This window comes from Paenibacillus oryzae (assembly GCF_001675045.1).
GTDB lineage: Bacteria > Bacillota > Bacilli > Paenibacillales > Paenibacillaceae > Pristimantibacillus > Pristimantibacillus oryzae.
In genome coordinates, this window is sequence record NZ_LYPA01000025.1 from 17,453 (window position 1) to 35,170 (window position 17,718).

Sequence of the window (17,718 nt, forward strand, 5' to 3'; positions counted from 1 at the left end):
GGACAAAGCCGTTAAAGCTGTCATAAAAAGCCGCCTTTTGATTCCGGTAATCCGCCTTATCTGGCCAATCGTCTTAACGCCTCGTCATTTGCGGCAATCGTTTCATCCAAATCGGCGTCGCTGTGGACGGCGGATACAAACATGCCTTCGAATTGAGACGGAGCCACGCTGACTCCAAGCTCCAGCATGGAGGCAAAATAGGCATTGAACATATCCAGGCTGGAGGATTTCGCTCCTTCATAATCCGTTACGGCCTGGTCAGTGAAAAACGGGCAAACCATGGAGCCTACCCGGTTGATCACCGACGGAACACCATGTTTGGCGGCATTGGCCAGGAATCCGGACTCCAGCCGCGCTGCGCTATTTTCCAAAGATTCGTACACCGCTGGCGTCAGCAGCTTGAGCGTTGTGTAACCCGCTGCCATCGCAAGGGGATTGCCGGACAACGTGCCTGCCTGATAGATAGGTCCGCTAGGCGCAATCATCTCCATAAACTCGCGCTTGCCGCCATAAGCGCCAACCGGCAGGCCCCCGCCAATGACTTTGCCAAAGCAGGTCAAATCCGGCGTAATTCCATATAACCCTTGGGCGCAGCCATAACCTACGCGGAACCCCGTCATGACCTCGTCAAAAATAAGCAAGCTTCCATATTGCGTCGTTAACGAGCGCAGCCCCTCCAGAAAACCGGGCTTTGGCGGCACTACGCCCATATTGCCGGCTATCGGCTCCACAATGACGCAGGCAATCTCTTCGCCGTATTTCTGGAAGGCAAGACTTGCGGATTCCAGATCATTATAAGGCACCGTAATCGTACCCGAGGCTACACCTGGCGGCACGCCGGGACTGTCCGGCAAGCCAAGAGTTGCAACGCCCGACCCCGCCTTGATGAGCAGACTGTCCGCATGACCGTGATAGGAGCCTTCGAATTTTAATATTTTGGCGCGGCCTGTATAGCCGCGGGCAAGCCTTAACGCGCTCATCGTCGCTTCCGTGCCGGAGTTGACCATTCGCACAATATCAACGGACGCTACTCTTTCGCAAACCAGCTCCGCCATCAGCGTTTCAAGCTCGGTAGGAGCGCCAAAGCTGGTCCCCTTTTCAGCCGTGCGCTTGATTGCTTCGACTACTTCGGGATGGGCGTGGCCCATAATAAGCGGTCCCCAGGAGGCGACGTAATCGATATATTCGTTGCCGTCGATATCATAAACCCGGCTGCCTGCGCCGCGCTCCATATAAACCGGCGTCAAGCCAACTGATTTGAACGCTCGTACAGGGCTGTTGACACCGCCCGGAATAACCTTTTTGGCCCGGGCAAACGCCTCGGCCGACTTTTGCTCCGACTTTCTTCCCGCTCCGCTCATTGCAGGTCCTCCCCTCTAAGCCAACGCGCCGCATCCTTGGCGTGATAGGTAATGATGATATCGGCTCCCGCACGCTTCATGCCTGTCAGCGTTTCCAGCACGATAGCGCGTTCGTTCAGCCATCCGTTAGCCGCAGCGGCTTTAACCATGGAATATTCCGCGCTGACATTGTACGCAACAACGGGCAGATCAAACTGCTCCTTCAGCATGGCGAGCACATCCAGATAAGCAAGCGCCGGCTTCACCATTAGCATATCCGCGCCTTCCGTCACATCGGAATCCGCTTCGCGAAGCGCCTCGCGTTTGTTCGCAGGGTCCATCTGATAGGTTTTTCGATCGCCGAACTGCGGCGTGGAATGCGCAGCCTCCCGGAACGGACCGTAAAACGCAGAGGCATATTTGACGGAATAAGACATAATCGCAACCTCGTGGTAGCCGGCCTCGTCCAGCCCCTCGCGAATAGCTGCCACAAAGCCGTCCATCATATTGGAGGGGGCAATAATATCCGCGCCCGCTTCCGCTTGTGAAATAGCCGTTTTCACCAAAAGCTCCAGCGAGTGGTCGTTGTCGACAACCGCTGTTCCCGTTGCTTCGTCATGATGAACAACGCCGCAATGGCCATGATCGGTAAACTGGCACAAACAAGTATCCGCAACAACGACCATCTCCGGCGCCCATTCCTTGATGGAGCGGATTGCCCGCTGCACGATACCGTCATTAGCAAATGCGGACGAGCCTATGGCGTCTTTGGTTTCGGGAATGCCAAAAACCAATACGGAGGCAAGCCCCGCCGCAACAATATCTTCAATTTCTTCGCGTAAGCGATCCAGCGAATAATGGTAAACGCCCGGCAGCGAAGATATTTCTTCTTTAACATTTTCGCCATGCGTGACAAATACAGGATAAATAAAATCGTTGCTAGTGAGCATGGTTTCGCGTATTAGACTGCGAATGCCCGCCGTCCGCCGCAAACGGCGGTGTCTTGTAATGGGAAAGCTCATCCTTTAATCTCCTCCTTAAAGAGTAGGTATTTTATTATCCTCTGCGATAACGGACAATGGCGTCAAGCAGGCCATCCAGCGTTGACTGCTCCGCCTCAGCAGCTACGGAAAGACCGGCCTGCTCCATGGTTCTGGATGTAATGGGACCTATGCTTGCCAGAGGGATTGCTGCAAGCAGCTCCTTTGGAGCTTCAACGCCCTTGAGACGCAGCAGCTCCAGCAGATTGGCAACCGTAGACGAGCTTGTAAAAGTAATCATATGAATACCGCCCCCGCGCAGCCATTCCAGCGCTATATCCCCTTGTCCTTCAGCCATAACCGTTTCGTAAACATCCAGCTCAACAGGCTCCACGCGGCGTTTCTTCAGCTCTTCCGGCAAAAGCTCCCGGGCCAGATCGCCTCTTGGCAGCAATGCGCGCGTTCCCGGGACAAGCTGCTGCTCCAGCTTCTCCAGCAATGATTCCGCATGGAACTGCGCAGGGAGTTCCTCTGCAATAAGTCCATGCTCAGCCAGCGCCTCCGCCGTCCTTGGCCCTACGGCAACAATCTTAGCGCGGTGGAAGCGGCGAATATCGACTCTCATGCTTCTTAGATGACGGAAAAAATAGTCAACGCCATTTACGCTCGTAAACATTAGCCAATGAAAGCTTTCCGCTTGCTCCAATGCATCCTTAATGCTCTGCAGCATGTCCGGATTTTGCGGCTCCCTGATATCAATGACGGGAAATTCGCAAGGCTCTCCGCCAAGCTCCTCGATTTTTTCGGCTAGCTCGCTGGCCTGGGCCCGTGCTCTCGTAACCATAATCCGCATGCCAAAAAGCGGCTTTCGCTCATACCATGCCAGCTTGTCCCGCTGCAGCACCACTTCGCCTACCACTATAACGGCCGGCGGGTCAAAGCCGGCTTCCTTTACGCGTTCTTCGATATTTTCTAGCGTGCCGGTCAACGTGCGTTGCTCCGGCCGCGTACCCCAGCGAACTAACGCAACCGGCGTTTCCGGCGGCCTGCCATGACGAATGAGCTGCTCCGCGATATAGCCAATTTTGGCTACCCCCATCAGAAAGATCAGCGTGCCGGTAGCATTGGTCACCTTGTCCCAATGAATGGAACGGTCCAGCTTGTCCGGGCTTTCGTGGCCTGTAACAATAGACAGCGACGAAGCCAGCTCTCGGTGCGTCACCGGAATGCCGGCATACGCTGGCACCGAGATGGCGGATGTAATGCCCGGCACGATTTCAAACTCCACGCCATTATCGTACAGCAGCTCAGCCTCTTCACCCACCCGTCCAAAAATGGTAGGATCTCCGCCTTTGAGCCGAGTTACGGTTTTGCCCTGAAGCGCAAGATCAACCAGCAGCTGGTTGATCTGCTCCTGCTTCATGGTATGGCGATCCGGCAGCTTGCCGACATAAACCATCTCCGCACCCGGACGCGCATGCTGAAGCAATCTCGGGCTTGCCAGACGGTCATAGACGACAACATCGGATTTTTTGAGGCATTGCAGGCCGCGCACTGTAATTAAACCGGGGTCTCCCGGTCCTGCGCCAACCAGATAAACAATTCCTTTATTCATGCTCTCCCCCGAATTCCGCCAAAATAGCATCGGCACCCCGTTCAATAAGCTTTTCCGCAATAAGCTTTCCAAGCTGCTCGGGGTTCCGGCCCTGCAAGGTTTCCTTCAGCAGCAGCGAGCCGTCGGGATGCCCCACCATTCCGGTCATCTCCATTAAAGGACCTTCCTCGTCGCGTTTGGCAATGACCGCATACGCGCCCAGAGGTACCTGGCAGCCCCCCTGCAACGTTCCCAAAAAGCTTCTCTCGCACCGTACGGCAAGCTCCGTATCCGTGTCATTCAACAAGGCCAGCAGCTCCTTCACAGCGCTGTCGTTCTCCCGGCACTGAATGCCGAGCGCCCCTTGACCAACGGCCGGCACGCAAATATCGGAGGAGAGGGTTGCCGATATTTTCCCTTCCCAGCCCATCCGGCTCAGGCCGGCTTCCGCAAGCACGATAGCGTCGAAGCCTTCTTCCTTCAGCTTGCGGATTCGGGAATCAATATTACCGCGAATGGATTCCAGCTTCAGGTCGGGACGGAGATGCTTGAGCTGACTTGACCGTCTAAGGCTGCTCGTGCCGACGCGGGCGCCGCTTGGCAATGCCTCAAGACTGTCGCCTTCCTTCATGATCAAGCAGTCGAACGGGCTAACCCGTTTCGGAATTGCGCCGTTTATGAGCCCTTCCGGAAATTTGTAGGGCATATCCTTCATACTATGTACTGCCAGATCAATGTCGCCCTCCAGCAGAGCTCCTTCAATTTCTTTGACAAACAGGCCTTTGCCGCCAACCTTGGACAAGGTCACATCCAATATGCGGTCGCCCTTGGTAATGATTTTCCGAATTTCAAAGGTGTAGGGCAGCCCGTTGGTTTTGCATATAGCCTCCAACTGGTCGATAACCTGTCCGGTTTGCGTTAGCGCCAATGCGCTTTGCCTCGTCCCAACTACAATGGTACGCTCCTGCTTCTCACTCATCACGATTCAGCCTTCCTTCCGTCCTCGTCAGCAGCTCATTCAGCCATTGCTGCGGGTGTATAGCCTTGCTCCAGTCCTCAAGCGCTTCCTCCGCTGCCAGCCGCAATACGCTGCGGCGCAGCTCCCTGTCCGGAATTGCCGTTTTTGCATATTGTCTTAGTTCCCTAAGCCGTCGCAGAGCAGCCCCGACCTCCTCGCCAAATCGGGCTTCAAGCTCCTCTTTGATCAGGCTTGCCAACGCGGGGCTTGCGCCTCCGGCGCTAACGGCAATCGTCAGCTCCTCCCGGCGCAGCACGGAAGGCGTAATAAAATTCCCTTCGTCGCCCTGATCGGCCCGGTTGCACCATATCCCGCGCTTATCCGCTTCATTCATAACGGCAAGATTGACCGCTGCGCTGGATGAAGCGGCAAACGCGAGGTAAGCGCCCTCAAGATCGTCCGGCACAAATTCTCTGCATATGTAGGTCAGCCGCCCCGCCTCTGCCTGCTCCGCGATACCCGGGACCACATAAGGGCTAATTAGCGTCACCTTGTCGGCCCCGCCGTCCATTAACCCGTTCAGCTTGCGTTCCGCCACTCTGCCCCCGCCAATTATAACGATCAATTTGCCCTGAATGCGCAACGAAACCGGATAGGCGGGAGCAGAACTAAAGGATGCCTCATTCAATACGGCTTCCCCCCCCTGCTAATGAAAAGATGATAGCGAATTGGATATCAGATTCAGCAGCAGGACGGCAAATGCGCCCAGATACAGCTTGGCGAGCTGTTGACCCGGCCTCCTGTTCCTTGCCCGTTGAATGACGTAATACACAAACATCATAAGCGCGGCAAAGGAGGAAATAACCTTCCAATCCAGCAAAAGCCTCATTTTCCCCTCTACCAGCAACGACGCGACGGCAATCGCAAGCGACAGGGCCAGCAGCGGCAAACCGATGGCAACAGCACGCTCCATATAACGCTGGATGCTGCCAAGCCCCGGAAATCTCCTTAACCTTTGCGACCATTTTTTCTGCTTCAGCCGGTGATGCAGGAACAGATACATGCCCGCAAATAACGCGCCGATCGTTAGCGCGGCATAAGCGCACAGCACCAGACTGATATGGACGTACAGCAGCTCTCTTGTCGTTCGCCAAATTTCAACATTCAAGCCTTCGCTCTGCTGACTGTACAAATTTAACGCCAGAACGGCAAAGCCGATGACGTTGGCAAAAAACACAATGTAATCTATGGAAAAAAAACGGCTGATCACCAGCGAAATTGTAATGAGCAGCCATGAAAAAAAGAGCCAATACTGAATCGCGGGCAGGTTAGGGTAATCATAATAAGAAATAAGCTTCATGACCAAATAACCCGACTGAAGAACCCATACAAAAACAAGCAGCCCTGCGCCAATCCGCTTTGCTCTCCGGCTTGCATTCATAAAGTCGGAGAAAAAAAACAGAAGGCTCAGGGCGTATAAATATAAAATAGCGTCATAGATCCAATTTGCAGTTCCCATAACCCCTCCACAATACTGCCATGCCATGCGATGGCGGCGGAAACACGCCTGGACCGGAGCCGCTAAGGGCGAGCAAGCGCCGGCGCGGCTACGCGGGTATGGACCGGCTTCGCTTGCGCAGCTGCGGAAGGCCGGGACGCGGACAAGGCGTTCTCTTTTTGCGACAGCTCTTCCTCAAGCGCAAACAGCTTAACGAACATATCCATTGCTTCATCGCCCTTTTTCTCGCCAGCCATCTCTTTAATACGTAAAATCGGATCCTGCAGCATCTGATTTACGATGCTTTTGGTAAGCTTGCGAATGACCTTCAGCTCATGCTCCTCCAAATCAGGAAGCTTGTTGCTCATGGAAGCCATCGTTTCCTCATGAATGTCAGCCGCCTTGGTCTGCAGCGCGCGAATGAGCGGCACCACGCCAAGCGTTTTGTACCATTGGTCAAACAGCCGCTTTTCCTCTTGTATCATAACCTCGATTTTGGCGGCTTCCTGCCTCCGCTGCTCCAGATTGCTCTCCACGATGCCCTCCAGATCGTCGATATCGTACAAAAAAACATTTTCGACGTTTGATATGGCGGGATCAAGATCCCTCGGCACAGCAATGTCGATCATAAACATGGGACGCGACTTGCGGCCAGCCATTGCCTTTTCCACGTGCTGATGATTTAGTACAAACCCGTCCGCTCCCGTAGAGCTGATCACGATATCCACGTCATGCAGCTTATGAAGCGCCTCCTCCATGGAGCAAGGAACCCCGCCAATCTTATCGGCCAGCTGCGCCGCCCGTTCAAACGTGCGGTTAACGACGATGACGCGATCCGCTCCGTTGGCGTACAGATGCTTTGCGGCAAGCTCCCCGGTTTCTCCCGCGCCGATGATCATAACCCGCTTTCCGTTAAAACGGCCAAAAATCTGTTTGCCCAGCTCTACGGCCGCATAGCTGACGGATACGGCGGCTTCGCCAATCATCGTTTCGGAATGCGCGCGCTTCGCCATCGTAATCGCCTGCTTGAACAGCATGTTAAAGACGGTTCCCGTCGTTTTTTTGCTTTGGGCAAGCAGGAAGGCGCTTTTTACCTGACCCAATATCTGTGTTTCCCCGATTACCATGGAATCCAGGCCGCTTGCTACCCTGAACAAATGTTCAATAGCCTTTTCATCCTCGTACATATATAAATGGTTCGTAAACTGCGCTCTTGGCATATTAAACCATTTTTCCATAAAGCTGCGTATATGATGTCCGCAAAGCTGATGTCTGTCTACCACAGCATACAACTCTGTACGGTTGCAGGTTGCCACTATAACACATTCCATAATGCTTGTTGTTTCAATGAGCCCTTGCAGAGCTTCCGGCAGTTCCTTTTCCGCCAAAGCAAATAATTCTCTCACTTCGACAGGAGCTGTCCGATAATTCAATCCCACTGTGATAATGTGCACGCGTGATCACCCGCCTTTCCTGCAGAGTTGTACCAATGTCAATCTCACGAAACATTATATCACAGTTCGACAAACATAATGGTACAATATTTGACCAATGTTTGAAAAATACATCCCCATTATTCCCCGTTCTTGCAAAGAAATAACCATGGAGCGTTGTCCATGGTTATTTTGGGCGTTGCGTATCATTCATCACACACCCGCAGCCTGCCCTTTTGGCTAGAACAGAATGTTACTCTTCGCTGTTTCCGCCAGCCGAATCGGCGCTGTCAGCGTCGTCCGCTGCGCCCTCGGGTCCTTCGGCGTCCGAGATTGCTTCGTTTATGATCGCCCACAGCTGATCTCTGCCAAGTCCCGTTTCCGACGAAAACAAAACGACGTTATCGCCCGGCTCGACCTCCAGCGTTGTTTTGATCATTTTGATATGCTTGTCCCATTTGGATCTCGGAATTTTATCCGCTTTTGTTGCCACGATGCAGGTTGGAATCTGGAAATGCTTCAGCCACTTGTACATGAGCTGGTCGTCCTTGGAGGGCTCGTGCCGGATATCGATGACCAGCAGCTGCAGCTTATGGGGCTCGCGCTCCTGCAGATACGTTTCAATCATCGTTCCAAACTGCTCGCGCTGCGTCTTGGACACTTTAGCATAGCCGTAACCGGGAAAATCAACAAGGTATAATCCATTATTAACTCTATAATAGTTCAATTGCTGGGTTTTTCCCGGCTGGGAGCTGGTCCGCGCCAGGTTTTTGCGCTGGATCAATTTATTGATCAGCGACGACTTTCCGACATTGGAGCGCCCTGCCAGAGCAATCTCCGGCAAGGCGTCCTCAGGATATTGATGCGGCTTGACCGCGCTTATAACAAATTGCACATCTCTGATAATCATGACAGGGGGATACCCGCTTTCTCCGCTGCAAGCTCCGATGCGGGCAATAACGCATGCTGAAGCACTTCGTCCATATGCCCTACCGGCACAAAGGTCAAGTCATCGCGCACGCTGTCGGGAATATCCCGCAAATCGCGTTCGTTGTCCTTTGGCAGCAGTATTTTTTTGATGCCCGCGCGGTGTGCGGCAAGCGACTTTTCCTTCAATCCGCCGATAGGCAATACGCGTCCGCGCAGCGTAATTTCTCCCGTCATCGCCACTTCCTTCGCAACCTGGCGGTTAGTAAGCGCCGAGATAAGCGCCGTGGCGATCGTTATGCCAGCGGATGGACCGTCCTTAGGAATTGCCCCTTCGGGAATATGAATGTGGATATCGTTTTTTTCATGAAAGCCGGGATCAATGTGAAGCTCGGCCGCCTTGGAGCGCGTATAGCTGAACGCCGCCTGGGCGGATTCCTTCATGACATCGCCCAGCTTTCCCGTCAGCGTAAGCTTGCCGCTGCCCGGCATAATCGTTACCTCGATAACTAGCGTATCTCCGCCCACCTCCGTCCAGGCAAGCCCGGTAACGGCGCCAATCTGATTTTCGCTTTCCGCAAGCCCGTACCGGAACTTGGACGGTCCCAGCCATTCCCTGATTTGCGGAATGTCCACCACCTGCCGGATTTGCTGCGGTGCAGCCGCTTCTGCCTTTTCAGCGTTAGCGTCAACGCCGTCGTTGCTTGCGGATTCGCCAGCTTGCGGCATTTCGGAAGCGTCCGGCGATTTTGCCCGGCCGCCTTGCATGGAAACCAGCTGTTTGGCTGCCTTGCGGCAAAGAGCGGCAATCTGCTGCTCCAAATTGCGGACGCCGGATTCCCGCGTATATTCGCGGATCAGAAGCAGCAGCGCATCGTCTTCCACGATGAGCGCGTCTTCCTCCAAACCATGCTCGCGCTTCTGCTTGGGCAGCAAATAACGCACCGCGATTTGCTCCTTCTCCAGCTCCGTATACCCCGGAATGTACAGGACCTCCATCCGGTCCAGCAGCGGGCGCGGAATGTTATGCAGCGCATTGGCCGTAGTAACAAACATGACGTTGGAGAGGTCAAACGGCACCTCGATGTAATGATCGCTGAACGTATTGTTTTGCTCCGGGTCCAGCACCTCCAGCAAAGCTGAGGAAGGGTCGCCGCGGAAATCGGACGCCATTTTATCGATTTCATCCAGCAGGAAGACGGGGTTCAGGCTGCCCGCCGTTTTCATCCCCTGCATAATGCGTCCCGGCATCGCTCCTACATAAGTGCGGCGATGGCCGCGTATTTCCGCCTCATCCCTCACCCCGCCAAGCGAGATGCGGACAAATTTGCGCTCCAGCGACTTGGCTATGGAACGGGCCAGAGAGGTTTTACCTACGCCGGGAGGACCGACCAGGCACAATATAGGGCCCTTCAGCTTTTTGACCAGCTGCTGCACGGCCAAATATTCCAGTACGCGCTCCTTGGGCTTCTCCAGGCCGTAATGATCGCCGTTCAATATGACCTCCGCCTTCAGCAGGCTGAGGTCATCCTCCGTCATTTTGCTCCATGGCAAAGCAAGCAACCAATCGATATAATTGCGAACCACTCCGCCTTCGGCCGAAGACGGCGGCATTTTCTCCAGACGGTCAATTTCCTTGCTGACCTTCTCGTAGACGGCTTCCGGCACACCGGCGCTTTCCAGCTGATTACGCAATTCCTCCGCTTCACCGGCACGGCCTTCCTTCTCGCCCAGCTCCTTTTGAATCGCCTTCATCTGTTCACGCAAATAATATTCCTTCTGCGTTTTTTCCATCTGCTTTTTGACGCGCTGGTTGATTTGCCGCTCCAGCTCCAGCACCTCGCGCTCATTATTAAGCAGATCCAGCAGCCGCTCCAGACGGGCCGCCACGTCGATCGTTTCCAAAATATCCTGCTTATCCCGGATTTTCAGGGACAAATGGCTCGTAATGACATCCGCAAGCCTGCCGGGTTCGTCAATATCGGAAACCGCGGCGTAGGTTTCGGGAGTCACCTTTTTGGAAAGGGAAATATAATGCTCAAATTGTCCAAGAACGGAGCGCATCAGCGCATCCACCTCGGGATCGTCGCTTTCGCCCTCCGGCAGCTCCTTGACCATAACCTCATAAAACTCTGCATTGTCCAAATAGCTCTGTACCTCTGCGCGCACAACTCCCTCAACCAGCACTCTAATGGTGCCATTGGGCAGCTTCAGCATCTGCCGGACCTTAGCAATCGTTCCCACCTTATAAATATCCTCTTCAGTAGGGTCCTCTATATTCACCTCAGACTGCGAGCAAAGCAAAATCATATGGTCGTCTACCATCGCGCGGTCTAGCGCGCGCACCGACTTTTCCCTGCCCACATCCAGATGCAATACCATGCTTGGATACACGAGCAGTCCTCTAAGCGGCAGCAGGGGCAGCCGGCGCCCCCTTGATTTTCCAGGCCCCATACCAGCACCTCCATTTCATAACGTCTACCCCATTCTATCACTCAGCGGAATCAGCCTGCAAATAGGGGACGGAAGTTGGCATAAACAAATCGTTCTGCAAAGGCGTTTCCGTTGCTTCCAGATCGGTTTCGGACTGCGGAAAAACATGCCGGAATACCTCTTCGACCCGATCAACAGCTATAACTTGCAGACCCTCCAGTCCTTCAAAAATAGCCTGCCAATTTTCACGCGGTATAATGACCCGCTCCGCGCCCGCCTGAAACGCCGCTTCGACCTTAGCGAGCACGCCGCCAACCGGCTTTACATTGCCGTGTATCCCTACTTCCCCCGTCATGGCAAGCTTGTTGTCGATTGGCAAGCCCCGTATGGCGGAGGCTATAGCGACTGCCATGGCAATACCTGCCGAAGGGCCGTCAATTGGCGTACCGCCGGGAAAATTGATATGCAGGTCAAAATGCTGGGGCTGCAAGCCAAAGCGGCGCAGCACCGTCAGCACATTTTCGACAGAGCCTTTGGCCATGCTTTTGCGCCGCAGCGTTCGCGACCCGCCGCCTAACTCCTCCTCATCAACAACGCCTGTTATCGTAAACTGGCCTTTGCCGGAAACGGCAGGAATTGCACTGACTTCGATTTCAAGCAGCGTTCCCATATTGGGCCCGTATACCGCCAAGCCGTTGACAAAGCCAACCTGGGGTTCAACCGGCACTTTTCGATCGGGGCGCGGCGGAATCTGACTGCTGTTAACCACCCATTCAATATCTCCAGCACTAATGAGCTCGCGTTTCTCCGATAACGCAACACCCGCGGCCAATTGAATAACATTTACAGCCTCGCGTCCGTTCGTTGCATATTTTTTGACGACCTCAATTGCCGCCGGGCAAGGCGGAAAGCCTATTTTTTTGACGGCGTTTTTGGCCACTTCGGCAATCTCTTCCGCTAATAAGGGACGGAAAAAAACCTCCATGCAACGGGAACGAATAGCAGGCGGAATTTCTTGCGGAGAACGTGTTGTTGCTCCAACCAGCCGGAAATCGGCAGGCAGCCCGTTTTGAAAAATATCATGAATGTACAGCGGAATATTGGTATCCTCCGAGTTGTAATAGGCGCTTTCCAGAAAAACCTTGCGGTCCTCCAGCACCTTCAACAGCTTATTCATTTGCACAGGATGCAATTCGCCGATTTCGTCAATGAACAAAATACCGCCATGCGCCTTCGTAACGGCCCCTTGCTTGGGCTGGGGAATGCCTGCCACGCCCATGGCGCCCGCCCCTTGATAAATGGGATCATGGACGGAGCCGATCAGAGGGTCGGCAATGCCCCTTTCGTCAAAACGCGCGGTGGTAGCATCAATTTCCGTAAACTTGGCCTCCGGCAGAAACGGAGATGACGGATTTTTTTTGGCTTCCTCCAGCACTACGCGCGCCGCAGCTGTTTTCCCGACGCCGGGAGGCCCATAAATGATGACGTGTTGCGGGTTAGCGCTGCAAAGAGCCGCTTTAAGAGCGCGCAGCCCGTCGCGCTGCCCGATAATATCGCCCATCGTTTGAGGCCTTGTTTTCTCCGCCAGCGGCTTAGTCAATGATATCGACCGCAGCTTTCTCAGCTTATCCATTTCTTTACGGGATTCCTTATCCACTACTGAACGGTTAGCTTTCTGGTTGCGCAGCAAATTCCAAAAATACAACCCGATTACGACCGCAAAAAAAACTTGAATCACCATTAAAACAATACTTAAATTCATTGATATCCGCTCCTCTCTTACGCCCTCTCATGCCGCAGGCATCCGTATTAAAACAGTATTACCCCAGGAGAGTGGGAATAATCGCCTGTTTTTTTCAAAATCAAAAATTGGCTTGTACATCTGTCACACCCTTGGAAATAAATAGGCTCAGGTCGTCGGACAAACTACCGTTTCCATAGCCAAGCCTGCGAATATATTGTAAGTATCAACAGGGAAGGAGGTGCGATATGGATCAAAACGATTGCCAACCAGATGCTGCCGCATATGTGTACCCTGGCGCTGCCGGAAAAAGCGGGACGGCGGGCGCCAACGGAGCAAACGGGGCGAATGGAGTGAATGGAGCGAATGGAGCTAACGGAGACAACGTCTCGCCGGATTGGGGAAACGCCGATGCCTTTGCCCTTCACGTCAATGCCGATAACTGGTCAGACGGGCTGACGCATCTGCTTGAACAGGTTTTTAATGCCTTATCGGAAAGGAAGAGCAAGCAGGGCCAAAAAAAGAAATGAATCTCGTCAATCGCAGGACAAGCCATAAACTATATTTCTTGAGGAGTGATTGAACCATGAGCAAAAAAATTAAAATTAAAACGAAAGTAAAATTTGAACAGGATAATGATCAGGTATTAAGCGGCCTCGGCGGGTTGGTCGTTGCCGGTAACGGCGGCTGGGGCGGCATTGGAGGAAGCGCATTAGGCGGTTTTGCTATCGGCGCACCCGTAACCGGAGGAGCCGGAGGCGCGGGCGGCAACTCCACGGGCGGCAACGGAGGAAGCGGAGGCACTGCGGTTGCCGTTTCTACAGCAGTAGCGGTTGGCGCCACAGCAACAGCCAACTCGACAGGCAATCTGGCAACAGGCGGCGCTGGCGGCGCTGGCGGTGCTGGCGGCACAGCGGGCGCTGGCGGCGCTGGCGGCACAGCCACTCATGGCAGCAACACTGGCGGCACCGCAACTGCAGGCGCTGGTGGCGCTGGCGGTGCTGGCAGCAATGCCGGAACCGCTGCCGGCGGCGCGGGAACAGCGTAATATAGCTCATCATTTCAGGGAGGGCATCCATGGAAGAGACAAATAAGCTAGCTTCCTCTCCCTCCATCTCCGAAACCAGCCATGCATCGGAGGAGTTCGCGGCAGCAAAGGCGGACTCCACCGCTTATGGCGGGCAAGGCGGTATGGGCGGGCAAGCATTGAACATTACGTATGTAGACAATTTTGCATTATTGATGGTGCTTTATCCACTGTTGCAGCTTTTAAATGAACGAAATGACGAAAACAGCAAGGTATCCTTTTCAGCTATCGAACAGCTTTTCCAATCGGTTATGGAAGAGCAGCAAGAGCACCGAAAGGCGCTGTTAAAAGCAATCAAATCCCTTCAAAGCGGAAGTGCCTCGGATAAAAAGGGGTAAGTATTCCTAATAAAAAATCCGCATAAGCGCTGGATACAACGCTTGTGCGGATTTTTTGACATGCAACGGTTATAACTATGCGTGTGCGTGTTTGTTTCGGCCTGGAATTTCTCCCGTTTCTTCAAAAACCTTAACGATCACGTCAATTTCCTTTTTCAGCTCGTTTAACAGCTCCGCTTCGGGAACTTTGCGCACCAGTTCTCCGTAACGGAACAACATGCCTTCGCCTCGAGCACCCGCTATCCCGATATCCGCTTCCCGCGCTTCGCCCGGACCGTTAACGGCGCAGCCAAGCACGGATACTTTAATCGGCACCTTGATTTTGGAAATGTATTCCTCCACCTCGTTTGCGATCGAAAACAAATCGATATCCAAGCGTCCGCATGTCGGGCATGATACCAGCGTTGCGGCATTTGTAATGAGGCCAAATGTTTTTAGCAGCTCACGAGCCACCTTGATTTCTTCAACAGGGTCGGCGCTAAGGCTGATCCGAACCGTATTGCCAATGCCCATCGCCAGCAGCGCGCCAATCCCGGCAGAGCTTTTAATCGTACCGGAATGAAGCGTTCCCGCTTCCGTTATGCCAAGATGAAGCGGATATTTAATTTTTTCCGCAGCCATGCGGTAAGCCGCTATTGCCATTGGCACATCGGAGGCTTTAAGCGACACAATTATGTCATGGAAGTCCAGCTCTTCCAAAATACCGATATGGAACAATGCGCTTTCCACCATCGCTTCTGGCGTAGGATATCCGTATTTTTCTAACAGATGGTTTTCCAGAGAGCCGGCGTTAACGCCGATTCGAATAGGAATGCCCTTTTCCTTACACGCATTGACAACTGCTTCCACCCGTTCGCGCCGGCCGATATTGCCGGGGTTGATGCGGACCTTGTCAATACCGTTTTCAATAGCGAGCAGCGCAAGTCTGTAATCAAAATGAATATCCGCAATTAGCGGAATATGAATGCGTTTTTTTATTTCCTTAATAGCGGCTGCGGCTTCTTTGTTGTTTACGGTAACCCTTACCGCCTGGCAGCCCGCTTCCTCAAGACGAAGAATTTCAGCAACCGTAGCTTCAACATCAGCCGTTTTGGTTGTACACATGCTTTGCATTATGACTTCATTGCTGCCGCCGATGGTTAAATCTCCGACTTTTACTGCTACCGTATCCTGGCGTAAATACATAGGCAATCTCTCCCATAAGAGTAGCTCTGTTTTTATCCCGAAACGTCAAATTCCACCCCATGAAATGGGCTTTCAACAGCCTTTATCACAGGGTGGACTTTAAGCTTCAGACGTGACCATAACCTCCGCCGAGCGCTTTGCCGCTTCTATCTAAGGGGCAAAGACTCGGCTGGAAGGGGATGCGTCATCAGGCGCTTTCTTCTTTCTTTTTACCTTTTTTGGCTGTCAGCTCAGGCATAATTCTGTCCTGAACGGACTTTTCGGTAATGAGGCATGTGTTGACATCATCGCGCGAAGGAACCTCGTACATCACGTCCAGCATAATGCCTTCAATGATTGCCCGCAGGCCGCGAGCGCCCGTGTTGCGCTTGATCGCCTCTTTGGCAATGGCATCAAGTGCGGCCGGCTCAAAGTCCAGCTTCACATTGTCCATCTCCAGCAGCTTCTGGTATTGCTTAACAAGCGCGTTTTTTGGTTCGGACAAAATGCGAACCAATGCCGGCTCATCAAGCGGCTCCAGAGTCGAAATAACTGGCAGACGTCCGACGAACTCCGGAATCAGACCAAATTTCAGCAAATCCTCTGGAAGAACCATGGACAGGTATTCGCCTGCTTTCAGATCCTTTTGAGTATCTCCTGTGGAATTAAAGCCAATGACCTTTTTGCCGATCCGGCGTTTGATCAATTGCTCCAGTCCGTCAAATGCGCCGCCGCAAATGAACAGGATATTTGTTGTGTCGATTTGGATAAACTCCTGATGCGGATGCTTGCGGCCGCCTTGAGGCGGAACGGATGCAACCGTACCCTCCAAAATTTTCAGCAAAGCCTGCTGCACGCCTTCGCCCGAAACATCGCGCGTTATGGATGGATTCTCCGATTTGCGCGCCACTTTATCAATTTCGTCGATATAAATGATGCCCCGCTCTGCCTTCTCCACATCGTAGTCGGCTGCCTGAATCAGCTTAAGCAGAATGTTTTCAACATCCTCGCCTACATAGCCGGCTTCCGTGAGAGAGGTTGCATCGGCGATAGCAAAAGGAACATTCAAGATTTTGGCCATTGTTTGCGCCAACAGCGTTTTACCGGAGCCCGTTGGTCCCAAGAGAAGAATATTACTCTTCTGAAGCTCTACATCTTCGATTTTACTGCCGGAATTGATACGTTTGTAGTGGTTGTAAACCGCTACAGACAACGATTTTTTGGCGGCTTCCTGACCGATGACATAGGAGTCCAGAATGGTGCGGATATCTTTTGGCTTAGGGATATCCTTTAAATCGAGCTCTTCCTCATTGCCCAGTTCTTCTTCCACGATTTCTGTACAAAGCTCGATACATTCATCGCATATATAGACGCCGGGACCGGCGACAAGCTTGCGAACCTGATCCTGCGATTTGCCGCAGAACGAACATTTCAATTGGCCCTTCTCATCATTGAATTTAAACATGCACTCACCCCTTCATTTCGCTTACAGCGCGGTTGGCGCCGTGATGACCTTGTCGATCAAGCCGTAATTCAGCGCTTCTTCGGCGCTCATAAAGTAATCGCGATCGGTATCCCTATCGATTTTTTCATAAGGCTGTCCGGTGCGCTCGACGTAAATTTCATTCAGCTTTTGCTTGGTTTTCAAAATCCAATCGGCATGGATTTTGATATCGGTCGCTTGACCGCGAACCCCGCCCAGCGGCTGATGAATCATAACCTCTGCATTAGGCAGCGCAAAGCGTTTGCCCTTGGCTCCGGCAGTTAGCAGCAGGGAGCCCATGCTTGCCGCCATCCCCATGCATATGGTGGATACCTCAGGCTTGATGTATTGCATCGTATCGAATATCGCCATACCGGCTGTAACCGAGCCGCCTGGCGAATTAATGTAAAGATGAATATCCTTTTCAGGATCGTCGGCCGCCAGAAACAGCAGCTGTGCAATTACGGAATTCGCAACATCATCATCAATCGCGCTTCCAAGAAAAATAATGCGATCCTTCAGCAAGCGGGAGTAGATGTCATAGGACCGCTCTCCGCGATTTGTCTGTTCGACTACGATAGGTACCAGATTCATGCGACCAACCTCTTTTCATTGTGGAATTGTCTTTACTTCCTTATTGTAACATGTAGCAGAACCTGTGTCATTTTTCCGAATACTACAGTATACGGCACATCGCGCCTGATATGTACTTCCAAGTCTGTGCCTGAGGCACAAAATCAAT

Annotated in this window: 16 protein-coding genes; 3 read left to right on the plus strand and 13 right to left on the minus strand. The window is 52.9% G+C overall.

Annotated features, from left to right (window positions below; all coding sequences use genetic code 11):
* Positions 1 to 56: 56 nt before the first annotated feature.
* The 10 genes from hemL to lonB all read right to left on the minus strand — a co-directional run bounded on the left by hemL (position 57) and on the right by lonB (position 12,925).
* Positions 57 to 1,361: a glutamate-1-semialdehyde 2,1-aminomutase gene (gene hemL / locus A7K91_RS01715; protein ID WP_068679040.1), complete on the minus strand. Its 1,305-nt coding sequence runs from the start codon at positions 1,359 to 1,361 to the stop codon at positions 57 to 59.
* Positions 1,358 to 2,362 carry a porphobilinogen synthase gene (gene hemB / locus A7K91_RS01720; RefSeq protein ID WP_068679042.1) on the minus strand — a complete coding sequence of 335 codons (1,005 nt, stop codon included), beginning with the start codon at positions 2,360 to 2,362 and terminating at the stop codon, positions 1,358 to 1,360. Before hemB ends, hemL begins: the two co-directional genes overlap by 4 nt.
* 34 nt (positions 2,363 to 2,396) lie before the next feature.
* Positions 2,397 to 3,935 (minus strand): uroporphyrinogen-III C-methyltransferase, encoded by a 1,539-nt coding sequence (gene cobA, locus A7K91_RS01725; RefSeq protein ID WP_068679044.1) that lies wholly within the window; start codon positions 3,933 to 3,935, stop codon positions 2,397 to 2,399.
* Positions 3,928 to 4,893, minus strand: a complete 966-nt coding sequence (gene hemC / locus A7K91_RS01730; RefSeq protein WP_068679046.1) for a hydroxymethylbilane synthase — start codon at positions 4,891 to 4,893, stop codon at positions 3,928 to 3,930. Before hemC ends, cobA begins: the two co-directional genes overlap by 8 nt.
* A complete protein-coding gene (locus A7K91_RS01735) occupies positions 4,886 to 5,560 on the minus strand; it encodes a precorrin-2 dehydrogenase/sirohydrochlorin ferrochelatase family protein (RefSeq protein ID WP_068679048.1) in 675 nt (224 codons plus the stop codon). The genes hemC and A7K91_RS01735 overlap by 8 nt, the downstream gene beginning before the upstream one ends.
* An 18-nt stretch (positions 5,561 to 5,578) precedes the next feature.
* Positions 5,579 to 6,391 carry a cytochrome c biogenesis protein CcsA gene (gene ccsA, locus A7K91_RS01740; RefSeq protein ID WP_068679050.1) on the minus strand — a complete coding sequence of 271 codons (813 nt, stop codon included), beginning with the start codon at positions 6,389 to 6,391 and terminating at the stop codon, positions 5,579 to 5,581.
* A 62-nt stretch (positions 6,392 to 6,453) separates the two neighbouring features.
* Positions 6,454 to 7,824, minus strand: coding sequence for a glutamyl-tRNA reductase (hemA, locus tag A7K91_RS01745; RefSeq protein ID WP_068679052.1), 1,371 nt, complete (start codon positions 7,822 to 7,824; stop codon positions 6,454 to 6,456).
* A 232-nt stretch (positions 7,825 to 8,056) separates the two neighbouring features.
* Positions 8,057 to 8,713, minus strand: coding sequence for a ribosome biogenesis GTP-binding protein YihA/YsxC (yihA, locus tag A7K91_RS01750; protein ID WP_068679054.1), 657 nt, complete (start codon positions 8,711 to 8,713; stop codon positions 8,057 to 8,059).
* Positions 8,710 to 11,184 carry an endopeptidase La gene (lon, locus tag A7K91_RS01755; RefSeq protein WP_068679056.1) on the minus strand — a complete coding sequence of 825 codons (2,475 nt, stop codon included), beginning with the start codon at positions 11,182 to 11,184 and terminating at the stop codon, positions 8,710 to 8,712. The genes yihA and lon overlap by 4 nt, the downstream gene beginning before the upstream one ends.
* Positions 11,185 to 11,221: 37 nt before the next feature.
* Positions 11,222 to 12,925 (minus strand): ATP-dependent protease LonB, encoded by a 1,704-nt coding sequence (gene lonB, locus A7K91_RS01760; protein ID WP_068679058.1) that lies wholly within the window; start codon positions 12,923 to 12,925, stop codon positions 11,222 to 11,224.
* A gap of 227 nt (positions 12,926 to 13,152) precedes the next feature.
* On the opposite strand from lonB, the gene A7K91_RS01765 reads away from it, so the two are divergent.
* From A7K91_RS01765 to A7K91_RS01775, 3 genes are read left to right on the plus strand one after another with little or no spacing between them, the layout of a single operon-like run.
* Positions 13,153 to 13,434, plus strand: coding sequence for a hypothetical protein (locus A7K91_RS01765; RefSeq protein ID WP_068679060.1), 282 nt, complete (start codon positions 13,153 to 13,155; stop codon positions 13,432 to 13,434).
* A gap of 56 nt (positions 13,435 to 13,490) precedes the next feature.
* A complete protein-coding gene (locus A7K91_RS26320; RefSeq protein ID WP_068679062.1) occupies positions 13,491 to 13,952 on the plus strand; it encodes a hypothetical protein in 462 nt (153 codons plus the stop codon).
* A 29-nt stretch (positions 13,953 to 13,981) separates the two neighbouring features.
* Positions 13,982 to 14,329, plus strand: a complete 348-nt coding sequence (locus A7K91_RS01775; RefSeq protein WP_068679063.1) for a hypothetical protein — start codon at positions 13,982 to 13,984, stop codon at positions 14,327 to 14,329.
* A gap of 75 nt (positions 14,330 to 14,404) precedes the next feature.
* Here the strand turns inward: A7K91_RS01775 and ispG are convergent, their stop codons facing one another.
* The 3 genes from ispG to clpP all read right to left on the minus strand — a co-directional run bounded on the left by ispG (position 14,405) and on the right by clpP (position 17,570).
* Positions 14,405 to 15,514, minus strand: a complete 1,110-nt coding sequence (gene ispG / locus A7K91_RS01780) for a flavodoxin-dependent (E)-4-hydroxy-3-methylbut-2-enyl-diphosphate synthase (protein ID WP_068679065.1) — start codon at positions 15,512 to 15,514, stop codon at positions 14,405 to 14,407.
* 187 nt (positions 15,515 to 15,701) lie between these two features.
* Positions 15,702 to 16,958: an ATP-dependent protease ATP-binding subunit ClpX gene (gene clpX / locus A7K91_RS01785; protein WP_068679066.1), complete on the minus strand. Its 1,257-nt coding sequence runs from the start codon at positions 16,956 to 16,958 to the stop codon at positions 15,702 to 15,704.
* Positions 16,959 to 16,979: 21 nt separating this feature from the next.
* The gene (clpP, locus tag A7K91_RS01790) at positions 16,980 to 17,570 is read right to left on the minus strand and encodes an ATP-dependent Clp endopeptidase proteolytic subunit ClpP (protein ID WP_068679068.1); all 591 of its coding nucleotides are present in this window, start codon (positions 17,568 to 17,570) and stop codon (positions 16,980 to 16,982) included.
* Between the last annotated feature and the right edge of the window lie 148 nt (positions 17,571 to 17,718).

Coding starts and splice junctions, on each gene's coding strand:
- hemL (WP_068679040.1), bottom strand. CDS start 1,361: ATGAGCGGAGCGGGAAGAAAGTCGGAGCAAAAGTCGGCCGAGGCGTTT.
- hemB (WP_068679042.1), bottom strand. CDS start 2,362: ATGAGCTTTCCCATTACAAGACACCGCCGTTTGCGGCGGACGGCGGGC.
- cobA (WP_068679044.1), bottom strand. CDS start 3,935: ATGAATAAAGGAATTGTTTATCTGGTTGGCGCAGGACCGGGAGACCCC.
- hemC (WP_068679046.1), bottom strand. CDS start 4,893: ATGAGTGAGAAGCAGGAGCGTACCATTGTAGTTGGGACGAGGCAAAGC.
- ccsA (WP_068679050.1), bottom strand. CDS start 6,391: ATGGGAACTGCAAATTGGATCTATGACGCTATTTTATATTTATACGCC.
- yihA (WP_068679054.1), bottom strand. CDS start 8,713: ATGATTATCAGAGATGTGCAATTTGTTATAAGCGCGGTCAAGCCGCAT.
- lon (WP_068679056.1), bottom strand. CDS start 11,184: ATGGGGCCTGGAAAATCAAGGGGGCGCCGGCTGCCCCTGCTGCCGCTT.
- lonB (WP_068679058.1), bottom strand. CDS start 12,925: ATGAATTTAAGTATTGTTTTAATGGTGATTCAAGTTTTTTTTGCGGTC.
- A7K91_RS01765 (WP_068679060.1), top strand. CDS start 13,153: ATGGATCAAAACGATTGCCAACCAGATGCTGCCGCATATGTGTACCCT.
- A7K91_RS26320 (WP_068679062.1), top strand. CDS start 13,491: ATGAGCAAAAAAATTAAAATTAAAACGAAAGTAAAATTTGAACAGGAT.
- A7K91_RS01775 (WP_068679063.1), top strand. CDS start 13,982: ATGGAAGAGACAAATAAGCTAGCTTCCTCTCCCTCCATCTCCGAAACC.
- ispG (WP_068679065.1), bottom strand. CDS start 15,514: ATGTATTTACGCCAGGATACGGTAGCAGTAAAAGTCGGAGATTTAACC.
- clpX (WP_068679066.1), bottom strand. CDS start 16,958: ATGTTTAAATTCAATGATGAGAAGGGCCAATTGAAATGTTCGTTCTGC.
- clpP (WP_068679068.1), bottom strand. CDS start 17,570: ATGAATCTGGTACCTATCGTAGTCGAACAGACAAATCGCGGAGAGCGG.